23 protein-coding genes are annotated in these 24003 nt (G+C 62.3%); 3 read left to right on the top strand and 20 right to left on the bottom strand.

The genetic code is table 11. From position 1 onward, the window contains the following. Positions 1-327: 327 nt before the first annotated feature. The gene (locus QX041_RS23755; RefSeq protein WP_316166687.1) at positions 328-1251 is read right to left on the bottom strand and encodes a sugar phosphate isomerase/epimerase; all 924 of its coding nucleotides are present in this window, start codon (positions 1249-1251) and stop codon (positions 328-330) included. Positions 1252-1579: 328 nt separating this feature from the next. On the opposite strand from QX041_RS23755, the gene QX041_RS23750 reads away from it, so the two are divergent. Continuing rightward, on the top strand, positions 1580-2560 hold the full coding sequence (locus QX041_RS23750; protein WP_315828479.1) for a response regulator transcription factor: 981 nt from the start codon (positions 1580-1582) through the stop codon (positions 2558-2560). Between the two features lie 127 nt (positions 2561-2687). Here the strand turns inward: QX041_RS23750 and QX041_RS23745 are convergent, their stop codons facing one another. From QX041_RS23745 to QX041_RS23715, 7 genes are all read right to left on the bottom strand, one after another. Then, complete coding sequence (locus QX041_RS23745; RefSeq protein WP_316166686.1) at positions 2688-3701, bottom strand: oligopeptide/dipeptide ABC transporter ATP-binding protein; 1014 nt, start codon at positions 3699-3701, stop codon at positions 2688-2690. After that, positions 3701-4696: an ABC transporter ATP-binding protein gene (locus tag QX041_RS23740; protein WP_315716419.1), complete on the bottom strand. Its 996-nt coding sequence runs from the start codon at positions 4694-4696 to the stop codon at positions 3701-3703. The genes QX041_RS23745 and QX041_RS23740 overlap by 1 nt, the downstream gene beginning before the upstream one ends. A 5-nt stretch (positions 4697-4701) precedes the next feature. Next, complete coding sequence (locus QX041_RS23735) at positions 4702-5571, bottom strand: ABC transporter permease (protein ID WP_315773510.1); 870 nt, start codon at positions 5569-5571, stop codon at positions 4702-4704. Continuing rightward, positions 5568-6506, bottom strand: coding sequence for an ABC transporter permease (locus tag QX041_RS23730; protein ID WP_315754288.1), 939 nt, complete (start codon positions 6504-6506; stop codon positions 5568-5570). The genes QX041_RS23735 and QX041_RS23730 overlap by 4 nt, the downstream gene beginning before the upstream one ends. Positions 6507-6582: 76 nt before the next feature. After that, entirely contained in the window at positions 6583-7980 is a 1398-nt protein-coding gene (locus tag QX041_RS23725; RefSeq protein ID WP_316166684.1) for an FAD-dependent oxidoreductase, read from the bottom strand. Continuing rightward, positions 7977-8270 carry a (2Fe-2S)-binding protein gene (locus tag QX041_RS23720; protein ID WP_315716423.1) on the bottom strand — a complete coding sequence of 98 codons (294 nt, stop codon included), beginning with the start codon at positions 8268-8270 and terminating at the stop codon, positions 7977-7979. The genes QX041_RS23725 and QX041_RS23720 overlap by 4 nt, the downstream gene beginning before the upstream one ends. Continuing rightward, positions 8251-9369, bottom strand: coding sequence for an FAD-dependent oxidoreductase (locus tag QX041_RS23715; protein WP_315716466.1), 1119 nt, complete (start codon positions 9367-9369; stop codon positions 8251-8253). Before QX041_RS23715 ends, QX041_RS23720 begins: the two co-directional genes overlap by 20 nt. A 20-nt stretch (positions 9370-9389) precedes the next feature. Between QX041_RS23715 and QX041_RS23710 the strand changes: the two genes are divergently transcribed. Then, positions 9390-10373, top strand: a complete 984-nt coding sequence (locus QX041_RS23710; RefSeq protein WP_316166924.1) for a LysR substrate-binding domain-containing protein — start codon at positions 9390-9392, stop codon at positions 10371-10373. Here the strand turns inward: QX041_RS23710 and QX041_RS23705 are convergent. Both QX041_RS23705 and QX041_RS23700 read right to left on the bottom strand, forming a co-directional pair. Then, positions 10360-11937 carry an ABC transporter substrate-binding protein gene (locus QX041_RS23705; RefSeq protein ID WP_316166682.1) on the bottom strand — a complete coding sequence of 526 codons (1578 nt, stop codon included), beginning with the start codon at positions 11935-11937 and terminating at the stop codon, positions 10360-10362. The genes QX041_RS23710 and QX041_RS23705 overlap by 14 nt on opposite strands. A 407-nt stretch (positions 11938-12344) precedes the next feature. Continuing rightward, positions 12345-13151, bottom strand: coding sequence for a LuxR family transcriptional regulator (locus QX041_RS23700; protein ID WP_316166681.1), 807 nt, complete (start codon positions 13149-13151; stop codon positions 12345-12347). A gap of 703 nt (positions 13152-13854) precedes the next feature. On the opposite strand from QX041_RS23700, the gene QX041_RS23695 reads away from it, so the two are divergent. Further along, positions 13855-14571: an acyl-homoserine-lactone synthase gene (locus QX041_RS23695; protein ID WP_316166679.1), complete on the top strand. Its 717-nt coding sequence runs from the start codon at positions 13855-13857 to the stop codon at positions 14569-14571. Between the two features lie 299 nt (positions 14572-14870). Here the strand turns inward: QX041_RS23695 and QX041_RS23690 are convergent, their stop codons facing one another. The 10 genes from QX041_RS23690 to trbB form a co-directional block, all read right to left on the bottom strand. Next, positions 14871-15104 (bottom strand): DUF2274 domain-containing protein, encoded by a 234-nt coding sequence (locus tag QX041_RS23690; RefSeq protein ID WP_316166678.1) that lies wholly within the window; start codon positions 15102-15104, stop codon positions 14871-14873. Positions 15105-15109: 5 nt separating this feature from the next. After that, the gene (locus tag QX041_RS23685) at positions 15110-16237 is read right to left on the bottom strand and encodes a TrbI/VirB10 family protein (protein WP_316166677.1); all 1128 of its coding nucleotides are present in this window, start codon (positions 16235-16237) and stop codon (positions 15110-15112) included. A gap of 74 nt (positions 16238-16311) precedes the next feature. Further along, positions 16312-17244 (bottom strand): P-type conjugative transfer protein TrbG, encoded by a 933-nt coding sequence (gene trbG, locus QX041_RS23680; protein ID WP_316166676.1) that lies wholly within the window; start codon positions 17242-17244, stop codon positions 16312-16314. Between the two features lie 32 nt (positions 17245-17276). Then, positions 17277-17960, bottom strand: coding sequence for a conjugal transfer protein TrbF (trbF, locus tag QX041_RS23675; RefSeq protein WP_315716441.1), 684 nt, complete (start codon positions 17958-17960; stop codon positions 17277-17279). Between the two features lies 1 nt (position 17961). Beyond that, positions 17962-19173, bottom strand: a complete 1212-nt coding sequence (trbL, locus tag QX041_RS23670; RefSeq protein ID WP_316166675.1) for a P-type conjugative transfer protein TrbL — start codon at positions 19171-19173, stop codon at positions 17962-17964. 76 nt (positions 19174-19249) lie between these two features. Next, the gene (gene trbJ / locus QX041_RS23665; RefSeq protein WP_316166674.1) at positions 19250-19978 is read right to left on the bottom strand and encodes a P-type conjugative transfer protein TrbJ; all 729 of its coding nucleotides are present in this window, start codon (positions 19976-19978) and stop codon (positions 19250-19252) included. Next, positions 19975-22416, bottom strand: coding sequence for a conjugal transfer protein TrbE (gene trbE / locus QX041_RS23660; protein ID WP_316166673.1), 2442 nt, complete (start codon positions 22414-22416; stop codon positions 19975-19977). The genes trbJ and trbE overlap by 4 nt, the downstream gene beginning before the upstream one ends. A 7-nt stretch (positions 22417-22423) precedes the next feature. Continuing rightward, complete coding sequence (locus tag QX041_RS23655; RefSeq protein WP_315773483.1) at positions 22424-22687, bottom strand: VirB3 family type IV secretion system protein; 264 nt, start codon at positions 22685-22687, stop codon at positions 22424-22426. Continuing rightward, positions 22687-23013, bottom strand: coding sequence for a TrbC/VirB2 family protein (locus QX041_RS23650; RefSeq protein ID WP_316166672.1), 327 nt, complete (start codon positions 23011-23013; stop codon positions 22687-22689). Before QX041_RS23650 ends, QX041_RS23655 begins: the two co-directional genes overlap by 1 nt. Next, on the bottom strand, positions 23010-23981 hold the full coding sequence (gene trbB, locus QX041_RS23645; protein ID WP_316166670.1) for a P-type conjugative transfer ATPase TrbB: 972 nt from the start codon (positions 23979-23981) through the stop codon (positions 23010-23012). Before trbB ends, QX041_RS23650 begins: the two co-directional genes overlap by 4 nt. Between the last annotated feature and the right edge of the window lie 22 nt (positions 23982-24003).

The raw sequence follows: 24003 nt of genomic DNA, 5'->3' as shown, positions 1-24003 counted from the left end.
TATTCTTGGAGCAGCGCGATCCGGTCAACATAATAATCCTGTAAACATACGGAAGCATCTCGCTAACGTACGCGCCTCGGACACTAATAATGGGCTAGCGGTGAAACGCATAAATGCGCGCATTGACTTGCCTTTGCAGTCAACAGATCGCCTTTATATTTGCACGACTGGCTCGCGCGCGCGGAGGCGCCGTCCTCGCTCGGTCAAGGGCAACCGCCAGGATCATGCTTCGTCCAAAGCGGGCTCTGGGACGCACCAATTCATGCAGAGAGGTGCGAAGTCACAGCCTGCAGGGAATTCGTCTCGGCGTGGCGTCGAGCTCCAAGCTCACCGCGTGTGCGACAGCTGTTGCAGGTTCTCGTTCGCCTCGACCATCCCTGGAGCAAGACTGAGATGATCTGGCCCCCCGAAGCTCCACCAGGTCGCAGCCATGGCACCATACTGGGCGAGCAATGCTGCTCGACAGTTACCAGGGGTCGATTGAAGAATAAGATCGCCCCGATAACCTGCGAGTCTCAGCTGATTGAGCGCGCCGGCGAGGTTGGTTCGCTGACGAGACGGCGAAGCGCGGTTGACGTGCAAATTCCAGTCCTTCAGGTGGACGTTCACGATCCGGTTGCCGCAGGCGGCAAGGGCCTCATGCGCATCAGCGCTTGTCGAAGCTCGACATCCAACCGTGTATGTGATGCCGAACCGGTCTGCCGGGTATGGTTCGATCAGCGATGCCAAGAGCGGCGGATCGAGATCAGACTCAAGGGAGAGGACGACGCCGCAAGCCTCGAGGAGCGGCGCAAGCCGATCCAGTCCGGATCGAAGTGCCGCCGCCTCGCGGGAGGAAAGCTGTTGCCCGCCGTTCGCGAGTGGCACCACGAGGAGCTTGATGCCGATCTCAGCACACGCCTCGATCACGGCACCGAGCAGATCGAGCCTCGCCCAATGCTCACGGCCGGTGACCTTGTAGAAGGGGGATTGCATCATGAAGTCGGCGGACAGCGATGGAATGCAGATGTCGCACTCGCGACTAAGCCGCCGCATCTGATCTCGTCCGGTGGAAGACATCACAGGATTCATCAGGATCGGCTCGTCACCGATCCTCCACTCGATCAATTCGAAGCCGACTTTTTGGGCAACCGAGAATTCCTCGCGCCAGCAATCCGTGAGAAAGCCTCGTCCTCTCTTGTCAGCCGGCTCCATGAGGTCACCCTGCACAAATCCGATGCGGCTGACCATCTGCGCCTCTCCGAAAATCATATCATGGATCCTTCGACTGGACGCGCCAAAGCTTGATGACTTGCGACCGGCTGCGGCACGGAGAGCCTGCACCGCAAAGATAGGGCGACCGACCACACACTGCCACTACCAACCCTGGTAGAGGTCCGCGGTCCGGAGCGCAGTCTTCTTGTTCCGCAAGCGACGACCGCCATCTGCGGAATTACATCACCATTCACGGATCCGACCCGTCCCAAGGTTGCCGGCGGCAGCCGTACACGTCCAGCCCCCTATCCGGCTTGGTAGCTTCCGCGCGCGCCGGAAGCTGCTCTACTGCATCTGATGCAGCAGACACATGATGGAGATGGGAATGGTGCACAAGGCAGTCCTAGCTGGCAGCGACGAGCCTGCCGAGGAGTTCTGCAGTGTCGCAAACTCAGCTAAAAATCAGGACAAGGGCCTTGCATTCGCGACCGGCTGGAAACCGGATTCGGGGGTCGACCAATCCGCGGCGGGATGCGACCAGATGTCTGCGCCGGCTTCTACAGCCCGCGACGAAGGCCGCTCCATCTCCGTGCCTTCGAGACCACGCGTCCTGCTGGTCGGCGACAAGGGATTCACGAGCCTGCTCAAATACATTCTCGAGAGCAACGGCTTCGACTGCATGCTGACTGATACCCTGACAGATGCGATCGCCTCCGCCACCGCCGCGCGCCCCGGCTTGATCGCCCTGGACGATGTATCGTGCGGGGATCGCGTAGCCTTCGCGCTCGAACAGTTGCACCGGGACCCTGCAACGCAGAATGTCCCGACGCTGATCATGGCAAGCGTATCGCCTCACCTCGAGGAGGCGTGCGTCCATGCGGATCGGACAAGCTATATATTGAAGCCGTTTCTTCCGGACATCTTCATCGACCGGCTGCGTGGTCTTCTGCGCGAATCGACTTGTTCCAGTCCCAAAGTGCTTCGATTTGCCGACATTGTCATGGAGTCCGACGCGCATCGCGTCTCCCGAGGAGCGCGCTGCATTCGCCTCTGCCCCGTCGAATATCGGATCTTGCAACAGCTCCTCGAATGCCCCCGAAAGGTCTTTTCTCGGGAGCAGATCCTATCCAGCATTCGAGCACATACTCAGGAGAACGCCGTTCGCTCGATCGATGTTCATATCAGCCGCATTCGCAAGGCTCTTTGTGAACGTGGCGAGCCGAACTATATCCGTACGGTGCGAGGATTGGGCTATTCGCTCGACTTCGCCCCGGACGGACCTGCCACCTACCTTCCCCGACCTGAGCCGGTCAGCAACGCGCGAATGCTGCACCGATCGGATCGGGTAAACACCGCTCGCCGCTGATCAGAGAGCGGCTCTCGCGCTAGCCTCCAGCGAAGCTTCCGCTCGGTCGACCTCAATCCAAGGAATTGGGCGACTGGATTACGATCACGGCACACTCGCCAATGAACTTCTTTGGCGGGGCTTCAAGTCATCGCGCTCCGATGCGCAGGCTCCCCCACGCGATCTCGCTTGTTTCCGGGAAGTAGCATGCCCAGAATCGGCCGTCTCCCGACGTCTCCAACTGCGGCTTTTCGACGGAACATAGACCTTCCGCTCGCGCGCAACGCGGATGAAAGCCACAGCCCGGAGGCGGATTGGCTGCAGAAGGAACCTCTCCCACGATCTGGATCAGAGGCCGGCGGGCCCTCGGATCCGGCACTGGATAGCTGTCGCGCAGAAGCCTGGTGTAAGGATGCAACGGACGGTCAAGAACATCTGCCGTCGGCCCCTCTTCGATGATGCGCCCAAGATACATGACGGAGACTCGGTCGCAGAAATGGCGGACCACCCCGAGATCATGCGAAACGAACAAGAACGACAGGCCGCGGCGTTCGCGCAGCCCCTCCAGCAGTCGAAGAATTTGCGCCTGGACCGACACATCGAGAGCAGAAACGGCCTCGTCTGCGACGACCAGTTCGGGATCCAAGACCAGCGCCCGTGCAATGCCAATCCGTTGCCGCTGCCCCCCTGAGAACTCGTGCGGGTAGCGTTCCAGTGCTTCTCGCGGCAACCCGACCTCGAGCATGGCGGCTTCCGCCTTCTCGCGGATGTCCTTGGACGAGAGTCGCAGATGAACACGAAGGGGTTCTTCCAGAGTCTGCCGGATTGTTCGGCGCGGATTGAGCGAAGAATACGGATCCTGAAACACGATCTGCATCCGGCGCCGCAACGCGCGCAAGGTGGCCCCCTTGGCGGCGCGGACATCGATGCCGTCGAATAAGATTGATCCGCTATCGGGCTCAATGAGCCGAAGAATGGTACGCGCGACCGTTGACTTGCCACAACCGGACTCGCCCACGAGGCCAAGGGAAGCCCCCTTTGGAATGCGGAAGGACACATCATCGACCGCCCGGACGCATCTGGCGCCTGAACCTCCGTGTCTCACGAAGGTCTTCGAAAGATGACGTACAACAAAGTCGCCGCTTCCCAGGGATGTCGTCATCAATGCACTCCTCCGACCGGTCTGACGGGACAGCGCACCAAATGTCCGGGATCACCTGATGATACGAGCTCTGGGTGCAGTTCGGTACAGCTGCGGTCCTTGAACGGGCAGCGGGGCGCATAGGCGCAGCCTGCTGGAACGGCAGACAGGGCCGGAACACTGCCGGGGATCGGCTCCAGACTCTCGCTGGCCCGGTCAGCTCGCGGCATGGCGCGCAGCAACGCCGCCGTATAAGGATGCATGGGCTTTGCGAACAGCGCGTCGACAGTCGCAAGCTCGACAATCTCGCCCGCATACATCACGGCAACGCGGTCGGCGATCTGCGCAACCACGCCAAGATTATGCGTGATGAACAACATCGACATTCCGTAGGCCTGTTTGAGCTCTTCGAGTTGAGTCAGCACCTGCGCCTGGATCGTCACATCGAGTGCCGTCGTCGGCTCGTCGGCCAGAAGAACCCTCGGATGGCAGGCAAGCGCCATGGCAATCATGACGCGTTGGCGCATCCCCCCCGAAAATTGATGCGGATACTCATCTAGTCGGCTCTTCGGCGATGGAATCTTGACCTCCGCCAAGAGCCGAAGCGCCTCAGCCTTGGCCTCCATGCGCGACCCTCCGCGATGAATGAGGATCGCCTCCGCGATCTGGTCTCCCACGGTCATGGTCGGATTGAGACTGGTCATCGGCTCCTGGAAGATCATCGCAATCGAATTGCCCCGGATCGTGCTCATGTCCCGCTCGGACAAGGTCACGAGATCTTGACCCTCGAACAACACCTCTCCGCCTTGGATGCGAGCACCGGCATGCGGAAGCAGCCGTAGGATGGACAGGGCCGTGACGCTCTTGCCACTGCCCGACTCGCCCACGACCGCGAGCGTCTCGTTTGGCATCAGTGATACCGAGACGTTTCGTACTGCCGGGTACCAATGGCCGCCGATTCGGAATTCGGTCCGCAGATTGCGCAGGTCGAGAGCTGGCCTAGGAAACGATGTCATGCCTGCTATTCCCCCCGCAGCTTTGGATCGATGGCGTCTCGCAGAGCGTCTCCCAGGAGATTGAGGGCGAGCACGGTCAACAGGATCGCAAGGCTCGGGAAGACCGCGAGCCACCAGGCGTCGAGGATATTGTCGAACCCTTCGCGGATCATGCTGCCCCAGGTCGGTGTCGGTGGCGGAACGCCTAGCCCGATGAAGCTCAGCGATGCTTCCGTGCGAATCGCGGAAGCCATCCATAGTGAACTCATCACCACGACATCCGAGATGAGATTGGGGAGAATATGAACCCCCATGATCCGGACGGGTCCGAACCCAAGCGCTCGGCCGGCGATCACGAAGTCCTGCTGCTTCAAGGCAATCGTTGGCGCCCGGGCAACTCGCGCAAACGGCGCGATCTCCGTGATTGCGATTGCAATGATCAGGTTCTGAAGGCTGGCGCCGAGCATCGCCGCAATCATGAGGCCGAGCAGGAGAGCTGGAAACGAGAGCATGACATCGAGCACTCCCATCACGAGCTGATCCAGCGCTCCTCCGACATAACCCGCAACGATTCCGATCGTGCAGCCGATTGTCATCGCAATCAGGATGGCGACGAAACCGACCATCAGTGAGATGCGGGCTCCATAGATCAGACGGGACAGGACATCTCGGCCGTAATTGTCCGTTCCGAACAGAAACTCCGCTGACGGCGGCTCGAGCCTGGCCACGATATTCTGCTCCAGCGGGTCATGAGGCGCGATCACCGGCGCGAGCACCGCCACGACGATGATGAGCGCGAGGAGCAGCGCACCCAGCCAGAAGAGAGGATTTCTGGAGAAGGCCAGCCACAATCGACTGGGCTGCGACACTGCAACCGATGCAACCCCGACCGTCATTTGTATTTCACCCGCGGATCGATAAGCCCATAGGTAATGTCCGTCAGCGTATTCACGACGATGACGCAGATGGCAAAGATGATCATCAGCCCCTCGAGCAGCGTATAGTCGCGAGCGTTGAGTGCCCCGAAGATCAGCTTGCCGAGGCCGGGCCGGTTGAAGATGATCTCCGTGAGCACCGAATTTCCGATCAACGTACCGAAGTAGAGGCCAACAACGGTAACCACCGGAATGAGGCCATTGCGCAGAGCGTGTCGCATGACGAGGCGGGTGGGAGTCACTCCCTTCGCGCGCGCTGTGCGGATGTAATCCTCGCCAAGGACTCCCAGCATGGATGACCGCGTGACACGCACCACATAGGCCATCAGGATCAAGCCGAGATTCAGCGCAGGCAAGGCAAGGCTTCGTAACCGTTCGATCGGATCAGTGCTATCGGACGCGAGAACGGGGAACCATCCCAGCTGGATTGCGAATACGATGAGCAAAAGAATGCCTGACACAAACGCTGGGAACGATAGCCCGACCAACGAGACCAGCCGCGAGACGTAGTCGATCCAGCTGTTGCGGCCGAGCGCGGCGAGAATTCCGAGCGGCAGGCCCAGGACGATTCCGATCACGATGGCCGCCAAGGTGAGTTGGATTGTGGAGGGCAACACCAGCAGGACCTCCTGCACGACAGTCCGGCCGCTGCTCAGCGATTGCCCGAGATTTCCGGTGAGCACCTCACCGAGAAAGTGAAGATATTGGACCTGGATCGGCTGATCGAGCCCGAGCCGGGCGCGCATCGCGCGAAGCGAGGCTTCGGTTGCCTGATCGCCAAGGATGACGGATGCCGCATCACCCGGAACGAGACGCACCAGCACGAAGATTGCTGTCAGCATCACCAGCAAGGTGGGGATGGCCAGCAGCAGCCGCTTGAAGGCAAAGCTGATCATTGGATCACCCAGCACATTCGCGAACAGAAACCAGAATGTTCGGACTGAACTCTTCTCTCCAGACAGGGAAAGTGCCTCACAACACCTCCTCCTCTTGATCGAGTGTGGCCAGCTCTCCAAGCGTCACGGGCTTGAGCGGGGGCCTGACTCGATAGAAGCCGATCTCCCCTATAGGACAATCCTGGATTTCCGCGAGGATGCGGATGACGGTATAACCGCATTGCCGCCCCTGGCAGGGGCCCATCCCTGCACGCGTGAAGGCCTTGATCTGGTTCGGGCCGGAGCCGCCGATCTGCGCCATCGCCCGGATCTCTCCTGCCGTGACCTCCTCGCAGCGGCATACGACGGTCTCATCGGACGGACTAAAAATCCTGCCGCGGGGTCTGAACATGGTGTCAAGAAAGGGCCGCAAGGCAAGTTCGCGAGCCAAACTCTTTTGAACGCGCAGCGCTTCCTTGAGCACGATCTGCTCGTCCGCATAGCCGAGCTTGACTGCCAGCCTGTGTGCTGCGAGCGCCCCACGAAATTGCGCGGCCTTCGCGCCAGCAATGCCCGCGCCGTCCCCGGCAACGAAGATACCGGCTTTGGTCGTTTCACCCCATTGATCGAGAACCGGAACGTAGCAATCCTGCTCGTCACGCCATTCAACCGCGCAGCCCAGCCCCAGCGGTGCATGGACGTTCGGCACGACACCTTCATGCACAAACAGATTATCCGCGGAAACGGTCTTCTCTTGTGCATCGGCCGTTCGATAGCTGATGGATTCGATCCGGTCCGATCCGTGCGCCACGAGGTCGACGACATGACGGACGACGGGCACACGCCGGTGTCGAAGGACGGCCGTCCACGCGAGCCCTTTGAGGAGCGCCCCACTGGCACGCAGGGCCTTCGGCAGATGCCGGAGCGCCGCCCAATGACTCCCGGCCGGTGTCGTGTCCAGATAGCCGGCGATCTGACCTCCGGCGTTGAGCAACTGAACGAGGTAGAGAAGCGGCAACGGGCCACAACCAGCGACCCAGACCGGCTTGGAGGGGATCTGCCCGGCGGTCTTCAACAGGACCTGAGCGGCACCCACCGTGAGGACTCCCGGCAGTGTCCAGCCTGGGAAGGGAGCAGGCCGCTCCTGGGCGCCGGTTGCGAGGATGATGGCGCGCGCCTCGATCGTCCGGGCCTTGCCATCATGGGTCACGAAGGCACGAAAACCAGGTTCGACCTGCCAAAGCTGTGTACGAGGCTCGTACCGCGCGCCGCTGGCGCGGAATGCATCGGTCGCAGCCTTTCCGTCCTGATAAGTCCTTCCAAGGATGGCGCCCCTCGGGGTCGCCGCTTGGGTTTCGACCGAGCGCCAGATCTGCCCGCCAGGCGAACTTTGATCATCCACAACCAGGACGTCAATTCCATAGCGGCGGGCTGTGATGGCCGCTGTCATGCCAGCAGGGCCAGCCCCTACGATGAGAAGATCGGTGGTGCTCATGACGGCAAGCACCGCTTACGCTGCTGGCGCTCAACCTTCATGCCCTCCTGAACCGGGGTCATGCAGGTCTGAACCGAGGCGATTCCATCCACCTGAGCGAGACAGTCGAAGCAGACGCCGATCATACAATAGGGAGCTCGCCCGCTCCCTTTGACCGGTGTGGGGCGCGACCAGACGACAGCCTGCCGGAGCAGCACAGCTGCCAGGCTTTCGCCCGGCTCCGCCGTGACAGGTTTGCCTTCGACATAGACAGTCACGGTCTCAGCGGGCTCATGCAGCTTTCGAAACATCAAAGCGACTCTGATGAAAGATATCGAGCGAATCCGGCAACTGGCCGGCCGAGATGGCATCGGCCAAGACGGTGGAATGCAGAGCTGCAAGCGTGACGCCTGAATGGCACAACGCCACGAAGGCTCCCCGGTGCTTCTGGGACTGGGCGTAGACGGGACACCCATCAGGCGTCATGATGCGCAACCCGGCCCACTGCCGAACCAATTTTGCCTCAGCAAGCCCCGGCACGATGCGAAGCGTCCGCCGACTGAGATCTGCCGCCGCGATCGCGGTCGCGGAGCTATCGAAACCGGTCTCCTCATGGGTAGCACCGATCATCACGGTGCCTTCCCGGGTCTGACGCAAGCCACTCGTCGGCAGAGGCAGAAATGGTTCAAGGCGCTCGGTCACCAGGATCTGCCCGCGTTGAGGCCGCAGCGGGATTTCAAGACCCACTTGCCGCGCCAGCGCCTGAGACCCGAGACCCGCAGCGATCAGCACGCGCGGCGCACTGACGGTCTCGTTTCCGAACGTCACCGTAAAGCCCGCCTCGCTGGGCACGATCTGCCGCACCGCAGCGTTTGGGCGCAGATCTCCACCCAGACGCAGGATTCCGGCATGAAGAGCCGCAAGGAGCTGAAGCGGATTGGCATGCCCGTCCCGCTGGCCGAAGCTGGCGCCGGCCACGTCAGGCCCCAATCGAACCTTCGGAAGCAGTTTGGCCAGTTCAGCGCGATCGAGCATCCGCCAATCCGCCTCCGCTCCGCCGAGCTGATTCTGCAGCCGCTGAAGGTCCAAGCGGCGCTTCTCGAACGCGTCATCTCCGAGGCAGAACGCCAAACCGCCATTCTGCTCATACTGAAGATCCAACGCGGCCAGATCAGTGAGTTCCGACGCAAAGTCGGACCACATGTCGACGCTACGGCGTGACAGCTGCTGATAGGCGGGCATGTTCTGGCCTTTGCCCTGTAGCCAAACAAGGCCGAAATTGGCCCGCGCCGCACGATGGTCGCGATCGTCACCGTCGAGCACGAGCACTCGGCGTTGTCTTCGCGCAAGCCCATAAGCGATCGCAGCACCGACCGTGCCCGCACCGATAACTATTATCTCAGGATGCATCAGATTTCCTCTTGCCCAATATGACGACAAAAAGAGATATTTGGTCAAAGTCGAAAATCTCTGGCTGTATTCTTCAGGGTTATGGGATGGCTCGTCAGATCAATCTCAGACAGGTCGAGGCGTTCAAAGCGGTGATCGAGAGCGGCTCGATCAGCCGAGCCGCTTTGATCCTCAACATCTCCCAGCCCGCGATGAGCAAACTGATCGCTCATCTCGAAGAGGATACCGGGCTCAGCCTGTTCGATCGCGTCAAGGGCCGCCTTGCTCCGACAGAGCGTGGCATGCGGCTTTACAAGGAGATTGATCGTATTTTTTCAGGTGTCCGCCAGGTGGAGAATGCCGTCGAGGCCATCCGCCGCGAGGAGCAGGGGCAGCTTCTTGTCGGAGTCATGCCGGCTTTGTCGCGTTCGTTCATCCAGCAGGCGACGATGGGCTTCCTGCAGCAGCATCCCAACGTGTTCTGCTCGGTCAAGTCACGCAGCTCGGAATGGATCGTGGATTGGCTGGTCACACGCAAGCTCGATGTCGGCCTTGTCAGCTCGCGGATCGACAATCCCTATGTGATCGCCGAACCGCTGACCCAGCACCCGCTCGTCTGCATCATGCCGACCGATCATCCCCTCGCCATGAAGAACGTTGTGGAGCCGGATGATCTCGACAACATTCCCTTCGTGTCTTTCGACCCTGAGAGCCAGGCCGGTCAGTGCATTGCGACGATGTTCGACGCCTACAACGTCAGACCCAACACCGTGCTCGTTGCCAATGTCTCGCCGACCCTGTGCGAATTCGTGGCAGCCGGCCTCGGCGTCGCGCTGGTGCACCCTTTGATGTTCAGCGGGCTTCAGGACCGTCTGGCCATCAGACGCTTCGAGCCCGCTTTGTCCTACGACTTCCAGCTCTGTCGAATGCGCGACAGCCGCAATGCAAGTCTGGTCGACGCCTTCCTGCAGCAGGCGCGCACGACGGCCGCACGGCTCTCCCACGAGTCGCTCAGCGCGGCATAAGCGTCGTCGCCTCGGTGATCGGCGGAGCGAGATTCATGGCTCCTTTGAGCTCATAGCCGTAGTTGACACGCTTGCTGTGCCCCCAGACCTGCTGAAGCTCAAACAGCGGAACAGAACAGACGGCGTCGTGGATCTTGCGCTGAGCCTCCTTCCACAGCTCCTGCTGCCGCTCCACACTGCCTTCCACCCGCGCCGCCTGTATGTCTGCGTCCGCAACGTCGCAATGGGAGAAATTGGCAACCGCCGTCGGCTTTCCAATGCTCGAGCTCGAGTGATAGAACTCGGTCAGGTACGTGTCGGCGACCGGAAATCTGGCGGCGCCATAAAACACCAGAGCGCTGGCATTGCCGCGAATCTGGCTCTGATACGTGGCGTGATCGACAACGCTCATATCCAGCTTGATACCGGCCTTTGCGAGCTGGCGCTGAATAATTTCCATTGTCGGCAGGATAGCCGAGATGTTGGACACCACGACCTTGAGCGTCAGGCCATTTGGGTAGCCCGCTTCGGCCAGAAGTGCCTTGGCCTTCACCGGATCGTAAGCATAAGCCCCTGATGAACAGTCCTCTCCGATATAGCCCGGGGGCACGACCGAGCAGCCTTTCAGACTGACGCTCTTACCGACAAACTGCACGAGATCGTCGAGATTGACCGCAGCGGCGATTGCCTGTCGGACCTTCAGGTCATCGAGCGGCGGAATACTGCTGTTGATGTGAAGCGTTCGAAACTCTCCTGGACGGAAGACATCAACGACCATGTTGCCGCGCTGGCGGGTCATATCGACCCAGCGTTGCTCGCGCCGGCCTTGGATGACGTCGAGCTCTCCAGACGCAAAGGCGAGCTCGCGGGCGCTGTCGGAGGGGATCGTACGGTACATGATATTGCTGATCTGCGGCCGGCCGCGGAAATAGCCCTCGTTTGCGACCAGCTTCACATGCCGCTGCGTTTCATGCTCTGAAAACGCAAACGGACCCGTACCGACGGGGTTGGAGGCAAACTTGTCTCCGAGCTCCTCCACTGCTCTTTTGCAGACAATGTTTCCGCCGTGATAGTTGGACAAGCGGCCGAGGAAATTCGGATCTGGATACTTCAGGGTCACGCGAACGGTGGACCCGTCTACCTTGGCGATGCTCTCCACCGCGGAGAAGTCTGCAGCGAAGCTCGATCGGCTGGGGTCTGCGGCACGTGTCAGCGAGTAGACGACATCATCTGCGGAGAGGCTGCCCCAGTCGCCGTGAAACTTGACGCCCTTTCGGAGGAAGAAGGTCCAGACTCGTCCGTCTGAGGACGTTTCCCACCGCTCGGCGAGATCGGGCTCGAGATCCTTAGGGTCCGCGCTCCCTGGCTTGAATCGAACCAGGCCGTTGAACATCAGGCCGATCAGCGGCTTGTCGGTGCTGGTCGTCGCACGATGGGGGTCGAGCGTGGTAATGTCTGATCCACCGGCCCCGATTTGCAGGGTGGTCCCCGGGGCTTCCGCTGCAGACACATCACCGGTCGCGTTCACCGTGACGGCGATGCAGAAAGCCAACATATAGACGTACTTCATAGAGACGTACTTCATCCGGTGCCTCGCCCGTTGCCCACGCATCAGGCTGGAAGAGTCCTGCATCTCTGTCAAAGTCCGAAATCAAGGAGACCTATTCTTGGGCGTTATGGGCTAACGGCGAAGCTCAACCGCGGCCCAAAAGTTCGAGTACCAGGACCCAGGCGGCAGCGACTGCAGACCCGGCGAACCGTCTACCCGGAGCGCGTCGCCTCCATCCGGAACGGCCCCCATGAGAGCATGAGCATAGCTCCGTTACAGGCGGCACGCGGAACCCTGTGCCGCCACACCGCCGCGCGCATCGATGGAGGACGCGCCGTGGTTGGCTTACGGAAGCGATCGATCTCAAAGCTGGCGATTGCGCGCGACCATCGCGCCGTTTCGCCAATTGCGCGCCGCGCAGGAACGGCGCTTCGTCGTGAGTGTCAGAGCGGCAACGGTCGGGCGGCGTCGGCTTCAGTCGGTGGCGTGTCGGTCCACGCCGACACGGATGGGCCGGATAATCCGGGGATCTCAATGAGACCAAGCCTTATCGCCCTCACGACGGCGACCGTCCGGCTGTTCGTGCCAAGCTTTCTCATCGCCTTCTTGAGGTGGAAGTTGATCGTGTTTTCGCTGATCTTGAGGATGATTCCGATATCCCAGGAGGATTTGCCCTCTGCGGTCCACTTCAGGCATTCGCGTTCGCGCTGCGAGAGCCCAATCGCCTTCTTGCCCATCGCTGGCTGGGCAAGCTCGCCAAAAGCAACATGGAACTGACACGCCAAGGCGTGAAGATGCTTCATATGCCGGATCGGGTCGGCATCGTCGAAGCTGGATGCAAAGGATAGAACGGAGATGCGCCCCGATGGCCCAAACAGCGGCACGCTCACCCCGTGCTTGAGACCGGCTTCGCGGCTCTCACGAAGGACCAACCGCTCGCCATCCTGCAGCTGCTTCTGCTCGAGCAGCTGATCCCACATGAATGGACTGCTATGAAACGGGGTTCGCCTGACGACCGGATCGATCTCGTGATACTTGCGCTCGAAATAGTGCTCTCGCCAATCGAGCGGAAAGTTGAGAGCGACGGCCGGCATAGGATGCTCTGGCAGCCGTACCGTCTCTTCATAGTTCAGGGCGCCATAAGCCACTTGGCCGAACCCCTCATCGGCTGCAGAACTGACGAGAAGATCGAAGAGGTCGGACAGCGACTGCGTGCGGTTTGCACAATCGATGAAGCTGAAGAGGTCCATTGCTACCTCACGGCAGACAAAGCTGCGCAAACTTCCGCCCAGATGTGATCGTGAAAACGAATCCGTCTGAATGTCCCGATTGCCGACGGTCCGTCCTTGCCCCCTCGTCTGCCTCTATCAAGGCGAGAAGCAGGCGCTTGCTTGTCCAAACTCCAACCCAACCTGAGGTAGACCGTACCATGATACGCTCCGTCGTGCAATTGACGATCATATTCGATTGATTTTTTCAGAAGCCGCGATGTCATCAACAATGCCCTTCTCCGGAAGCGGCGGCCCTGACGATCTTGCCGACTCCGGCAATCAGATCGCGCAGCAAAGTGCCTGTTTGATGAGCGATCTTCGGCACTTGTGTCAGCATGCACGAGATTGCTGGTACAAGTTTCGATCGGATCATGCGCACCAGGGACATTCTCCCGGCACGCAGCACGCGCAAGTCAGGCCTCGCGGCCATCCCAAGCTGAACCCGTTCAAACGGGCCTGGACGAGCCTTGCAAAAGCCAAGAACTACACCCCAATACAACTCAGAATTGCGCCAGATTGTAGGTGATATTGGGGCGATGTCTGACAGTTGTCTTCCTCTGAGCAGCCGGTAGGACAGCAGCCGCTCCACAGACGCGCGAACTACTCGACTGGGTAGCTGCCTCGCTGACGCTGTGCCGATTAGTCTGCATCTTCCCGTCACGTGGCACATTGGAAGATGCTCATGCGTACCCTTTTAATCAGGTGGGAAACCGTCCATCGATATGGCGAAGCCTGGATTTCGCATCATCGGCTGCGGTACCGGATGTTCGTCGAGCGCCAGGGGTGGTCCGTGCCTCATTATCAGGGCATGGAATATGATGAGTTCGACACACCGGCAGCCACCTACATCCTGGTCGTGGACGAGCAAGATCAGGCGCTTGGAACTGCACGGCTGATTCCGACCACACGCCCCTACATGGTCAAGTCCTTGTGGCCTAACCTGGTTGAAGGCTTGCTGCCGCATTCGGACGAAATCTGGGAAGCATCGCGATTCGGCTGCGATCGTGCGCTGAGCACCGGCGGACGGCGCCGAGTGATCGGGCAGCTCATACAGGCTTGTCAGGAATTCGGCCTCGCCAACGGCATCTCGTCCTATCTTGGTGTCATGCCCAGCTGGATCTTCAAGAATGTCATCGCTGCCCATGGCTGCCCGGTGAGGCCACTGGGAGCGAAGCTGCCGTTTCCGGGGCATGACATTGGGGCAGCCTATATCGGGGTATCATCAGCCGTCCTGGAATTGGTTCGCCAGCATACGGGCGTCCCTAAAGCGCTGCATGAAAGCCCTTCTCCTGGGCCTGTCCCATCAGCACCGTCCCGGCGCTTGGCAGAGGATGCTCCATCGGAGCCCAAAGGACTGGCCTGCAGCCCAGAGTTGGAAGGGCTCGTGGAGGCTGGATGAGCGCGATCCCCGAACCTTCGACCATCTTGCCGCCGCAGGGCCCGCCAGTGAGGGCCGATCAGCGCTTGCATCAGGCTTTGGGCCTCAGCGCGATTGACCGTCTCTGAAGAAGATGCGGCATCACCGCAATCGGTGGCGATCAACGCGTCGGCTGCTTCGCTCAAGAAAGCCTGCCACGCTGGATTTGTCGCTCACAAGCTTCCCTGCTTCAGGAACGCCGAATGTATCAACTTTGAGCGCCAGGCGGTCCTGGTTTGTATGCATTGCGGAGGAAGCCAACGCGATGCGCGGCTCCGGGTCTATCTGGCCTTGATGGCTGGTGCCCGCTTCGACTTGGCAAACGCCCGATCAGTCGCCATGAAACGTGCCACCATTGCCGAGGCCAGGCGACCAAGATCATTGGCCGGCTGGTCCGAATGGCGGCCGACAGCTTCGGCATAGGCCTGCAGATCGCGAAACACGCTCGCTGACAGTTCGACCGTGATTTTGACCGGCTTCTCATCGGGAAGTTCCGAGATCTTCAGCTTCGCCATGACTGCTACCCCTGATACGGCTCGAGCACGAGGTCACGATTGACGATCACGCGGACCGGAAAGCCCGGCCTCACTGTCAGAGTCGGCTGGACGTTCATCTGTTGACCAACCAGCTGCTGACCTGTGCGGCTCATGGAGTTGCCGAAGCCCTGGCGGAGCGCCTGGATGATCGCGGCATTGTTCGTATTTTGATTGGTGCCCGCGTTGACCTCGCTGCCCATCGAGAGCAGCGTCGAGAGCAGCGCTGCGCCAACCAGCTGCCTGAAGTGGTTATCGACCTCGTCCGAGAGACCCGAATAGCCGGCAGCGTCGGCGCCCTGCTGCCGTTCCAGGACGATCGACCGTCCATTGGGCATGATCAGCCTGGTCCAGACCAGGAGCACGCGCGATTGCCCGGCCGTCACCTGGCTATCGTATATCCCGATCAGCCGCGCGCCCTGCGGGACAAGCAGGAAGCGGCCTGACGGCGAATCGAACACGTTCTCGGTGACCTGAGCGGTGATCTGCCCCGGCAGATCGGAGCGAATGCCCGTGATCAGGGCGCCCGCAATCACGGTCCCGGCCTGAACCACATAGGGGGAGGCCGGCCGGCTGACACGGTCGGCACTCGTGGTCCGGCGATCGACCGCGGCATTGACGAAGGCGAGCTTGCGGTCCTGGCCATTCTGGGCGAACGCGTCGTCGGGACTGGGCATCGCGCCCGCGCGTTCGCTGGTCTGAGGCCCGCTCGCCGCGGCCTCGGTGCCACGAACATTGACCGTCGCAAACAGGCGGCTCAAGCGAGCGGCATCCCGCTCCTGCTCATGGCGGAGCTGCTCCTGATCGGGGGTGACCGCAAGTGCCTGGCCCTGCGCAGCGACAATCGCCTTGCCGAGATCCCCGGGCAGCGGCGGTCCGATCACTGGGACGTTCCTGGGAAGACTGGTGTAGTCACGCGGCAGGGCCGAAACCCCGTCCGCGATGTCGTGATGATCAGTGCTGTAGAGCTCGGATGGACCCGATTTGCTCGGCCTGTTGGTCTGCAATGTCCAGACGACGGCGCCTCCCATCAACAGGAGCGCAACTGCACTGCCGCCGGCCAGGACATTGCGCGACAGCCGCGTAACCGGCGGAAGATCTCCGTTCAGGCGCATTCTTTTCGTGCGCCGCTCAGCCTTCTCGGCTGCAGACGGAGCCTGAGACGCAGAAGCCTCATCCTCCTCGTTTTTCACCCTGAGGCTCCGTCGGTTCTGACGATCCTGACCTTGCGCTGCTCCTCGCCGCCGAGGCGCAACTCGGCCGCGGCAAACAGCCGATCGACGATCATGATGTTGCGGAAGGCACGGTAGTTGACGATCTCGGGCGCACCATCGCTCCCGATGACGAACAAGGGCGGCAATTCACCCTGCACAATGCCAGGGGCAAACTCGATATAGACCTTGCGACCGTCGTCATAGGCGTTGACCGGCCTCCATGGCGGATCATCCCCCTCGATGCGATAGCGGAAGCGTCGCAGCGCCGGATTGGGCAGCTCCGGCCTCAAGACGAGCTGGCGCGCTCTCGTCTCGGCATTCTGGGGATAGTACCAGGCCACGGCGGGCATATACGGCTTGTCACGAGCGCGCAGCTCGAGCAGATAGGTCCGCCGGTCGGTGTTGACGATGAGATTGGTTTCGATCGCGGCACGCGTCGGCTTGACCAGGATGTGGACGCGGCGGCGTTCGCCCGCACCGCTCTCGGTATCGCCGACGACCCAGCGCACGGTGTCGCCGGCGGACACGGGCCCCGACCCTGTGAGCTGTTCACCTTCCTCGAGCATGATGTCGGTGATCTGCCCGGGCGCCGCATAGACCTGATAGAGCGCGCCGGGACTGTAGGCATAGATCTGCGTCGCGTTGAAGTAGCCCTTCTTGCGCGGTTCGACCCGCGCCGCGCTATTGGCCATCTCGACGCGGTCGAGCGGCTCCGCTTCTTCCTGGGCTCCCGCCTTGCCACCAAGGGACACTTTCCAGGGCGGCGGAAGATGAAGCGGCTGAACCTTTCCATCCAGCGCAGCTGGCGGCGCCGGCAATGGTGGTGCTTCGCTGTCATAGCTGATCTTGGGCAGATTGGTCGTTGTGCAGCTGCAGAGCAGCACCAGAACGGCGGCTCCCGCCGTCATTGGCCCTCCAGCCCTCCGGACCATTGGCTTGCTCATTGCGACAGCTCCTTCGACCAGTTGATGGCTTGGACGTAGACGCCGAGCGGGTTCTTGCGCAGGCGGTCAGCATCGTCCGGCATGGCGAACACGAGGGTGAGGATCGCGCTCCAGCGTTCGGTCGCAACCGAGGCGCCGTTCTCGTAGCGACGCTCGACCCAGGCGATCCGGAAGCTGTCCGGCGAGGCGCGGATCACACTGGAGACCTCGACCGAGACCTGGATCTTCCCGAGCTTGCTAAAAGGATCATTGGAGCGGGCATAGTCATTCAGGGCAGCCGCGCCGCGATCGGTCGTGAAGTCGTAGGCGCGCAGCCAATTCTGGCGCAGCACGATGCCATCGGCCGGCAGACCTCTCACGTCCTCAATGAACCGGGCAAGATGGAAGGCGACCTGCGGATCGGTCGGCACGTAGTCAGCCACCGCAGGCGCTACCCGCTGGACCTCGCCGAGATGGCCAACCTCGACCACCCAGGGCGTCACCGTACCGCGGGCCGACTGCCAGATCAGGGCGGACGCGAAGCCTGCGGCGAGGGTGAGGCAGCCGAATGCCATCAGCCGCCAGTTCTTGGCCTGCACGCGCGCAGAGCCGATGCGCTCATCCCAGACCTGTGCTGCCTTCTGATAGGGCGTCACCGGCTCGGGCGTACGGCCGTAATGAACAGATGACCGCTTGAACATGTCAGGATTTCCCCTCGGAGAGATCGACCGCGCTTCCCTGCCCGCCGCGCTCGGCATGGCGAACGGCTTGTGCCGTTGTAGATGCGCCCTGATGGACGGCGCGCGCTGCCTTCATGCGCTGCGCCCACATCGGAGAGCCCGAGCCATCGGCCTGACCCGGCTGATCCGAGCCGCCAGCCTGGACATTCGCCCTTTGGCGAAGGGGACTCGCGTTCGCTCCTGCTGCCTCGGCGGCAGCGCCGCTGACGCGCCCGCCGCCGGACGCCGCCGCACCAAGCGGCGCGACAGCACGGCTTGCACCAGAGATCGCGCCGCCTGCGAGCCCCGCTGCGCCAGCGGCCATGCCGGCGCCGGCCACGACGAGACCACCCGCTGCAAGCGACGCCCCGACCGCGCTCCCTGCTCCAAGCTGCGGTCCGCCGCCGACAAGACCATTGGCGATCCCGGGCCCGAACAATCCAAGGCCGAGCAGCGCCAGGGACGCCAGGACCAGGGCCATGGCACTCTCGACGGTCGGAGGATCGCCGCTCGTCACCTGGGTCAACTGACCGAACAGGGTCGAGCCGGTTCCTGAGATCACGGCGAGCAGCAGAACCTTCACACCGGAGGAGATGACATTGCCGAGCACACGTTCGGCTGCGAAGGCGGTCTTGCCGAACAGACCAAACGGGATGAGCACAAATCCAGCAAGCGTCGTGAGCTTGAACTCGATCAGGGTGACGAAGAGCTGGATGGCCAGAATGAAGAAGGCGAGCAGCACGACCACCCACGCAAACAACAGGACCGCAATCTGCAGGAAGTTCTCGAAGAAGCCCACATATCCCAGGAGGCTCGAGATCGCCTGGAGCAGCGGCCGCCCGGTATCGAGACCCACTTGCGCGATCCTGCCCGGGCGCAGGAAGTCCGCCGCCGACAGCGCCGAGCCGGAGGCCTTCAGGCCGAGTGCTGCGAAGCTCTCGAAGACGACCCGGGCGAGGCTGTTCCAATTGCCGATCAGGTAGGCGAACACGCCGACAAACAAGGTCTTCTTCACCAGCCGGGCGACGACATCGTCCTCGCCGCCAAACGCCCAGAAGAGCGCAGCAAGCGTCACATCGATGGTGACGAGCGTGGTTGCGAGATATCCGACCTCACCGCCCACCAGACCAAAGCCGCTGTCGATTGTCCGGGTAAAGGTCTCCAGGAATTGATCGATGATCCCCGTTCCGGTCATCGGGCAATCTCAACCATGAGCTGCCGGGCAGCCGCGGCGGGGGATCCGCCAATTTGGTCCGGAACGCTCGTCATCATCAGTGAAACATTCGTACGTTGGAGGGCTGGTCGCCCTGACCCTGCGTCAGGAAGCGGCGGAGCTGTTCGCGTGCCTGATCCTGTGCCGCCGCGCGCTCCGCCATGGTGAGGCTCTGCGCCCGTCCCTGGGCGGCCACGACCGCCGTCAGATCCGCGAGCTGTTGCGCCTGCATCGCCAGGATCTGGTTGCCGGCTTGCCTGACAGCCAGGGCGCCGGCGGCTCCTTGGCTCGCGGCAACCAGCGCGGCGGACTGGCTCTTGATGGTGTCGAGATTGCCGACCGCGCCTGCCTGAAGCTTGAGCGCATCCTGCAGCGCGGCCACGGACGTCTGCCAGCGTGAGCGCGCATTGTCTGCGAGGTCAGCGGCGCTGGCGCCGGCGGCTGCCGGCGCGTAGATCGTCCTGAACGCCTGCTCGATCTGCTGCACGTCGTAGGCCAGGCGCTGAGCCTGCTTGAGCAGATCCTGGGTCCGCTGGATCGATTGCTGCAGCTGCGTCAATGACGAATACGGCAGGCTGACGAGGTTGCGCGACTGATTGATCAGCATCTCGGCCTGGTTCTGCAGGGCCAGAATCTGATTGTTGATCTGCTGCAGCTCACGTGCGGCGGTCAGCACGTTCTGAGCATAATTGTTGGGGTCGAAGACGACGAGCTGGGCCCGCACCGGCCCCGCCGAGGTCAGAACCAGCAGCGCCAACGACGCTGCCCATCGCTTGCCAGAGATCATCGCCGCGTCTCCAGATTGTCGAGGCGCGGGATGAGGTCGGCCGCCCAGCCAAGCTTCAGGTGCCGCAACCACGCTGCCGCAAAGCCGTCCCTGCCAGCGGACTTCAGAACGTCCGAGATCGCGGCCTGATCGGCTTTGGACGACGCCGCGGCAAAGGCGAGCGCGACCTCGCCGAGGCCAAGCTCGAACATGCGGTTGCCCCGGCGCGACTGGCAGTAATAGTCGCGCTTGGGGGCCGCACGGCTGACGAGCTCGATCTGACGATCATTGAGACCGAAGCGACGATAGATGCCCATGATCTGTGGCTCGAGCGCCCGCTCGTTCGGCAGCAGGATGCGGCTCGGGCAGCTCTCAATGATGGCGGGTGCGATCGGCGAGCCGTCGATGTCGGATAGCGACTGGGTCGCGAAAACGACGGAGGCGTTCTTCTTGCGCAGGGTCTTCAGCCACTCCCTGAGCTGGCCCGCGAAGTCGGCGTCGTCCAGCGCCAGCCACCCTTCATCGATGATCAGAAGTGTCGGGCGGCCGTCGAGCTGCCGGGCGATCCTATGGAACAGATAAGCGAGGACAGCGGGAGCGGCAGCGGTCCCGATCAACCCCTCGGTCTCAAACACCTGGACCGACCGGTCGCCCACGAGCTCATGATCGGCATCCAGCAGTCGTCCGTGAGCGCCATCGAGGCAATACGGCTTGAGGGCCCGTTTCAAGATGTTCGACTGCAGCAACACCGACAGGCCGGTCAGGGTCCGCTCAGAAGCTGGCGCGGAAGCCAGCGAGGTCAGCGCCGACCAGAGATGCTCCTTGGCGTCCGGGGTCACCACGATCTTCTCGCGGACCAGCAGGCCGGCGATCCAATCCGCCGCCCAGGCGCGCTCCATCACATCACCGATGCCTGCCAGCGGCTGCAGCGCGATCGAGGTCTCGCTATCGGCCGACAGCGCTCCACCGAGATCATGCCAGTCACCTTCCATGGCAAGCGCGGCGGCCCGCAGGGAGCCGCCGAAATCAAACGCAAGGATCTGCGCATTCGGATAGCGGCGGAACTGCAGCGCCATCAGCGCCAGCAGCACCGATTTGCCGGCTCCGGTCGGTCCGATCACCAGCGTGTGGCCGACATCGCCGACATGGAGCGAGAACCGGAATGGCGTCGCGCCATCGGTGCGGCCGAACAGCAGCGCAGGCGCCCTCAGATGATGGTCACGCACCTCACCTGCCCAGACCGCCGAGAGCGGGACGAGATGCGCAAGGTTCAGCGTCGACAGCGGTGGCTGGCGCACATTGGCATAGACGTGCCCCGGAAGGCTGCCGAGCCAGGCCTCAACCGCATTCACAGTCTCCGTCATGCAGGTGAAATCGCGCCCCTGGATCACCTTCTCCACCAGGCGCAGCTTCTCGTCAGCCCTCGCCGGATCAGGATCCCACACCGTCACGGTCGCGGTGACATAGGCCTGGCTGATCTCATCGGAGCCGAGATCCTGCAGCGCCGCATCGGCGTCAGCGGTCTTGTTGTGGGCGTCGCTGTCAACGAGGCTTGCCGCCTCGTTGGTCACGACCTCCTTGAGGATCGCCGCCAGAGATTTGCGCTTGGCAAACCACTGCCGGCGGATCCGTGTCACGAGCTTCACGGCATCCTGCTTGTCGAGCATGATGGCGCGGGTCGACCAGCGGTAGGCGAAGGCAAGCCCGTTCAATTCGTCCAGCAGTCCTGGCGTCGTTGCAGAGGGAAAGCCGATGATGGTGAGCACGCGGAGATTGACCGCCCCCAGCATCGGCGCGAGGCCGCAGGTCAGCGGCTGGTCGGCGAGCAGCCCATCCAGATGCATGGGGATTTCAGGGACGCGGACCCGCTGGCGCTTGGTCGAGACGGTCGAGTGCAGATAGCTCAGCACGGCGTCGTCGCCCAGCCAGCCGCATTCCGGCATGAAGCCGCCCACGAGCTGCAGGATGCGGTCGGTGCGATCGACAAAGCTTCGCAGGATGTCGCGGCCGCGCGAGCCCTCCCGCTGCGGTGCGCCTTCATAGAGCACGCGTTCGGAACGGGCGACGTCTTCTCGCGGCGGCAGGTACAGAAACGTCAAATAATAGCTCGACTCGTAGTGCGCCGCCTGCTCCTCGAACTGTGCCTTTCTCTCGGCATCGACCAGGGCGGACGCGGCATCCGGAAACACGCAAATTGGGTAGGCTCCGGCCGAATGCCGCTGCGCCTCGACGAAGATCGCCCAGCCCGACCCCAGGCGCCGCAGAGCGTTGTTGAGACGGAAGGCGACTGCTGTGAGCTCGGATGCGACCGAGCTCTCCAGGTCAGGCCCGCGAAAACGCGCCGTCCGCTGCAGCGAGCCGTCCTTGTTGAGGACGACGCCCTCGTCCACCAGCGCCGCCCAGGGCAGGAAGTCCGCAAGCCGGATATTGGTGCGGCGGTATTCGGCCAAATTGAACATGGGAGCCTCACTGGCTGAGATGATTGGGAATCCGCAGGTGGCGGCGCACGACCTCGACAAAGGATGGATCGCGCCGTGTCGCCCAGACCGCGACCATGTGGCAGACGAACCAGAGCAGCAGGCCGAAGAACCAGAGCCGCAAACCGAGGCCGAGCGCCGCCGACACGGTGCCGTTGACAATCGCGACCGATCGCGGCGCGCCCCCGAGCAGAATGGGCTCGGTCAGCGAGCGATGCACAGGCGCGCTGAAGCCCTTGATCTCACTATCCATCAGAACACCACGCCGCCGCCGAAGGAGAAGAACGACAGGAAGAAGCTCGAGGCGGCAAAGGCGATGGAGAGACCGAAGACGATCTGGATGAGCCGCCGAAAGCCACCGGAGGTTTCGCCAAAACCCAGTGACAGACCCGTCGTGATGATGATGATCACGGCGATGATCTTGGCGACCGGCCCCTCGACTGAAAGCAGGATCTTGTTGAGCGGCTGCTCCCAAGGCATGTTCGAGCCCGCCGCATGCACCGGCGCCACCGCCACGAGCACTGCGGCTGCAGCAATCGCAATCGTGGCGATGGACCAGCAAGACAGTCGCGCCTTCATCGCTGATCTCCCAAAGGAGCGAGGATGTAGTCTCCGCAAGGTGAGAGCCCCTCGACACGCACGAGCTCGCCGAGCCGCCGCTGCGAGCCGCGCCCGGCAAGAACGGCGATCACGTTGATCGTCTCGGCAATCAGAGCACGTGGGACGCTCACGACGGCCTCCTGAATCAGCTGCTCCAGCCGCCGGAGGGTGCCGAGTGCGGACCCGGCATGAATGGTGCCGATGCCGCCGGGATGGCCGGTGCCCCAGGCCTTGACGAGATCGAGCGCCTCGGGCCCGCGGACCTCGCCGATCGGAATGCGATCCGGGCGCAACCGAAGCGCGGCGCGCACCAGATCCGAAAGCGACGCGACACCCTGCTTGGTTCGAAGCGTCACGAGGTTGGGCGCCGAGCATTGCAGCTCGAGCGTATCCTCGATCAGCACGATGCGATCGCCGGTCATCGCCACTTCAGCCAACAAGGCATTGACAAGCGTGGTCTTGCCGGTCGAGGTGCCGCCGGCCACCAGAATGTTGCAGCGGTTGGCAACAGCCCGCCGCAACGCGCCGGCCTGTTCTGCGGTCGCAATCCCACAAGCCACGTAGTCGTCGAGCGTAAAGACGGCGATCGCGGGCTTGCGGATGGCGAATGTCGGGGCTGCAACGAGCGGCGGCAGCAGGCCTTCGAAACGTTCGCCCGTCGTCGGCAGCTCCGCCGACACGCGCGGAGAGCCCGCATGGACCTCGAGCCCGACGTGGTGCGCGACCAGCCGGACGACGCGCTCGCCATCACCGGCAGCGAGGCTCTCACCGGTATCGGCCAAGCCAGACGCGAGCCGATCGACCCAGAGCCGGCCATCCGGATTGAGCATGATCTCCACGACGGATTGATCGTCGAGATGACGCGCGATGGCAGGCCCCAATGCCGTCCGCAGCATGCGGGTGCCACGCGTGATGCGCTGTGTCTGGACGAAGCCGGTCACTCTCATCTCCGATCATTGAAGCGCGGTC

Origin of the sequence: Bradyrhizobium sp. SZCCHNRI2009 (genome assembly GCF_032485115.1) — a bacterium.
In the GTDB taxonomy this organism is placed as follows: Bacteria; Pseudomonadota; Alphaproteobacteria; order Rhizobiales; family Xanthobacteraceae; genus Bradyrhizobium.
The sequence above is the reverse complement of the archived record's forward strand: the minus strand, read 5'-3'. Positions and strand labels throughout refer to the sequence as shown.

Bases quoted from the DNA above. Each gene is read 5' to 3' on its own strand.
- QX041_RS23715 (WP_315716466.1), bottom strand. From the start codon at position 9,369: ATGCATCCTGAGATAATAGTTATCGGTGCGGGCACGGTCGGTGCTGCG.
- QX041_RS23720 (WP_315716423.1), bottom strand. From the start codon at position 8,270: ATGTTTCGAAAGCTGCATGAGCCCGCTGAGACCGTGACTGTCTATGTC.
- trbJ (WP_316166674.1), bottom strand. From the start codon at position 19,978: ATGATCTCTGGCAAGCGATGGGCAGCGTCGTTGGCGCTGCTGGTTCTG.
- QX041_RS23755 (WP_316166687.1), bottom strand. From the start codon at position 1,251: ATGATTTTCGGAGAGGCGCAGATGGTCAGCCGCATCGGATTTGTGCAG.
- QX041_RS23740 (WP_315716419.1), bottom strand. From the start codon at position 4,696: ATGACATCGTTTCCTAGGCCAGCTCTCGACCTGCGCAATCTGCGGACC.
- QX041_RS23750 (WP_315828479.1), top strand. From the start codon at position 1,580: ATGGTGCACAAGGCAGTCCTAGCTGGCAGCGACGAGCCTGCCGAGGAG.
- trbF (WP_315716441.1), bottom strand. From the start codon at position 17,960: ATGTTCAAGCGGTCATCTGTTCATTACGGCCGTACGCCCGAGCCGGTG.
- QX041_RS23700 (WP_316166681.1), bottom strand. From the start codon at position 13,151: ATGGACCTCTTCAGCTTCATCGATTGTGCAAACCGCACGCAGTCGCTG.
- trbB (WP_316166670.1), bottom strand. From the start codon at position 23,981: ATGAGAGTGACCGGCTTCGTCCAGACACAGCGCATCACGCGTGGCACC.
- QX041_RS23710 (WP_316166924.1), top strand. From the start codon at position 9,390: ATGACGACAAAAAGAGATATTTGGTCAAAGTCGAAAATCTCTGGCTGT.
- QX041_RS23725 (WP_316166684.1), bottom strand. From the start codon at position 7,980: ATGAGCACCACCGATCTTCTCATCGTAGGGGCTGGCCCTGCTGGCATG.
- QX041_RS23745 (WP_316166686.1), bottom strand. From the start codon at position 3,701: ATGACGACATCCCTGGGAAGCGGCGACTTTGTTGTACGTCATCTTTCG.
- QX041_RS23730 (WP_315754288.1), bottom strand. From the start codon at position 6,506: ATGATCAGCTTTGCCTTCAAGCGGCTGCTGCTGGCCATCCCCACCTTG.
- trbG (WP_316166676.1), bottom strand. From the start codon at position 17,244: ATGACGGCGGGAGCCGCCGTTCTGGTGCTGCTCTGCAGCTGCACAACG.
- QX041_RS23690 (WP_316166678.1), bottom strand. From the start codon at position 15,104: ATGGCGAAGCTGAAGATCTCGGAACTTCCCGATGAGAAGCCGGTCAAA.
- trbL (WP_316166675.1), bottom strand. From the start codon at position 19,173: ATGACCGGAACGGGGATCATCGATCAATTCCTGGAGACCTTTACCCGG.
- QX041_RS23695 (WP_316166679.1), top strand. From the start codon at position 13,855: ATGCGTACCCTTTTAATCAGGTGGGAAACCGTCCATCGATATGGCGAA.
- QX041_RS23650 (WP_316166672.1), bottom strand. From the start codon at position 23,013: ATGAAGGCGCGACTGTCTTGCTGGTCCATCGCCACGATTGCGATTGCT.
- QX041_RS23685 (WP_316166677.1), bottom strand. From the start codon at position 16,237: ATGCGCCTGAACGGAGATCTTCCGCCGGTTACGCGGCTGTCGCGCAAT.
- trbE (WP_316166673.1), bottom strand. From the start codon at position 22,416: ATGTTCAATTTGGCCGAATACCGCCGCACCAATATCCGGCTTGCGGAC.
- QX041_RS23735 (WP_315773510.1), bottom strand. From the start codon at position 5,571: ATGACGGTCGGGGTTGCATCGGTTGCAGTGTCGCAGCCCAGTCGATTG.
- QX041_RS23705 (WP_316166682.1), bottom strand. From the start codon at position 11,937: ATGAAGTACGTCTCTATGAAGTACGTCTATATGTTGGCTTTCTGCATC.
- QX041_RS23655 (WP_315773483.1), bottom strand. From the start codon at position 22,687: ATGGATAGTGAGATCAAGGGCTTCAGCGCGCCTGTGCATCGCTCGCTG.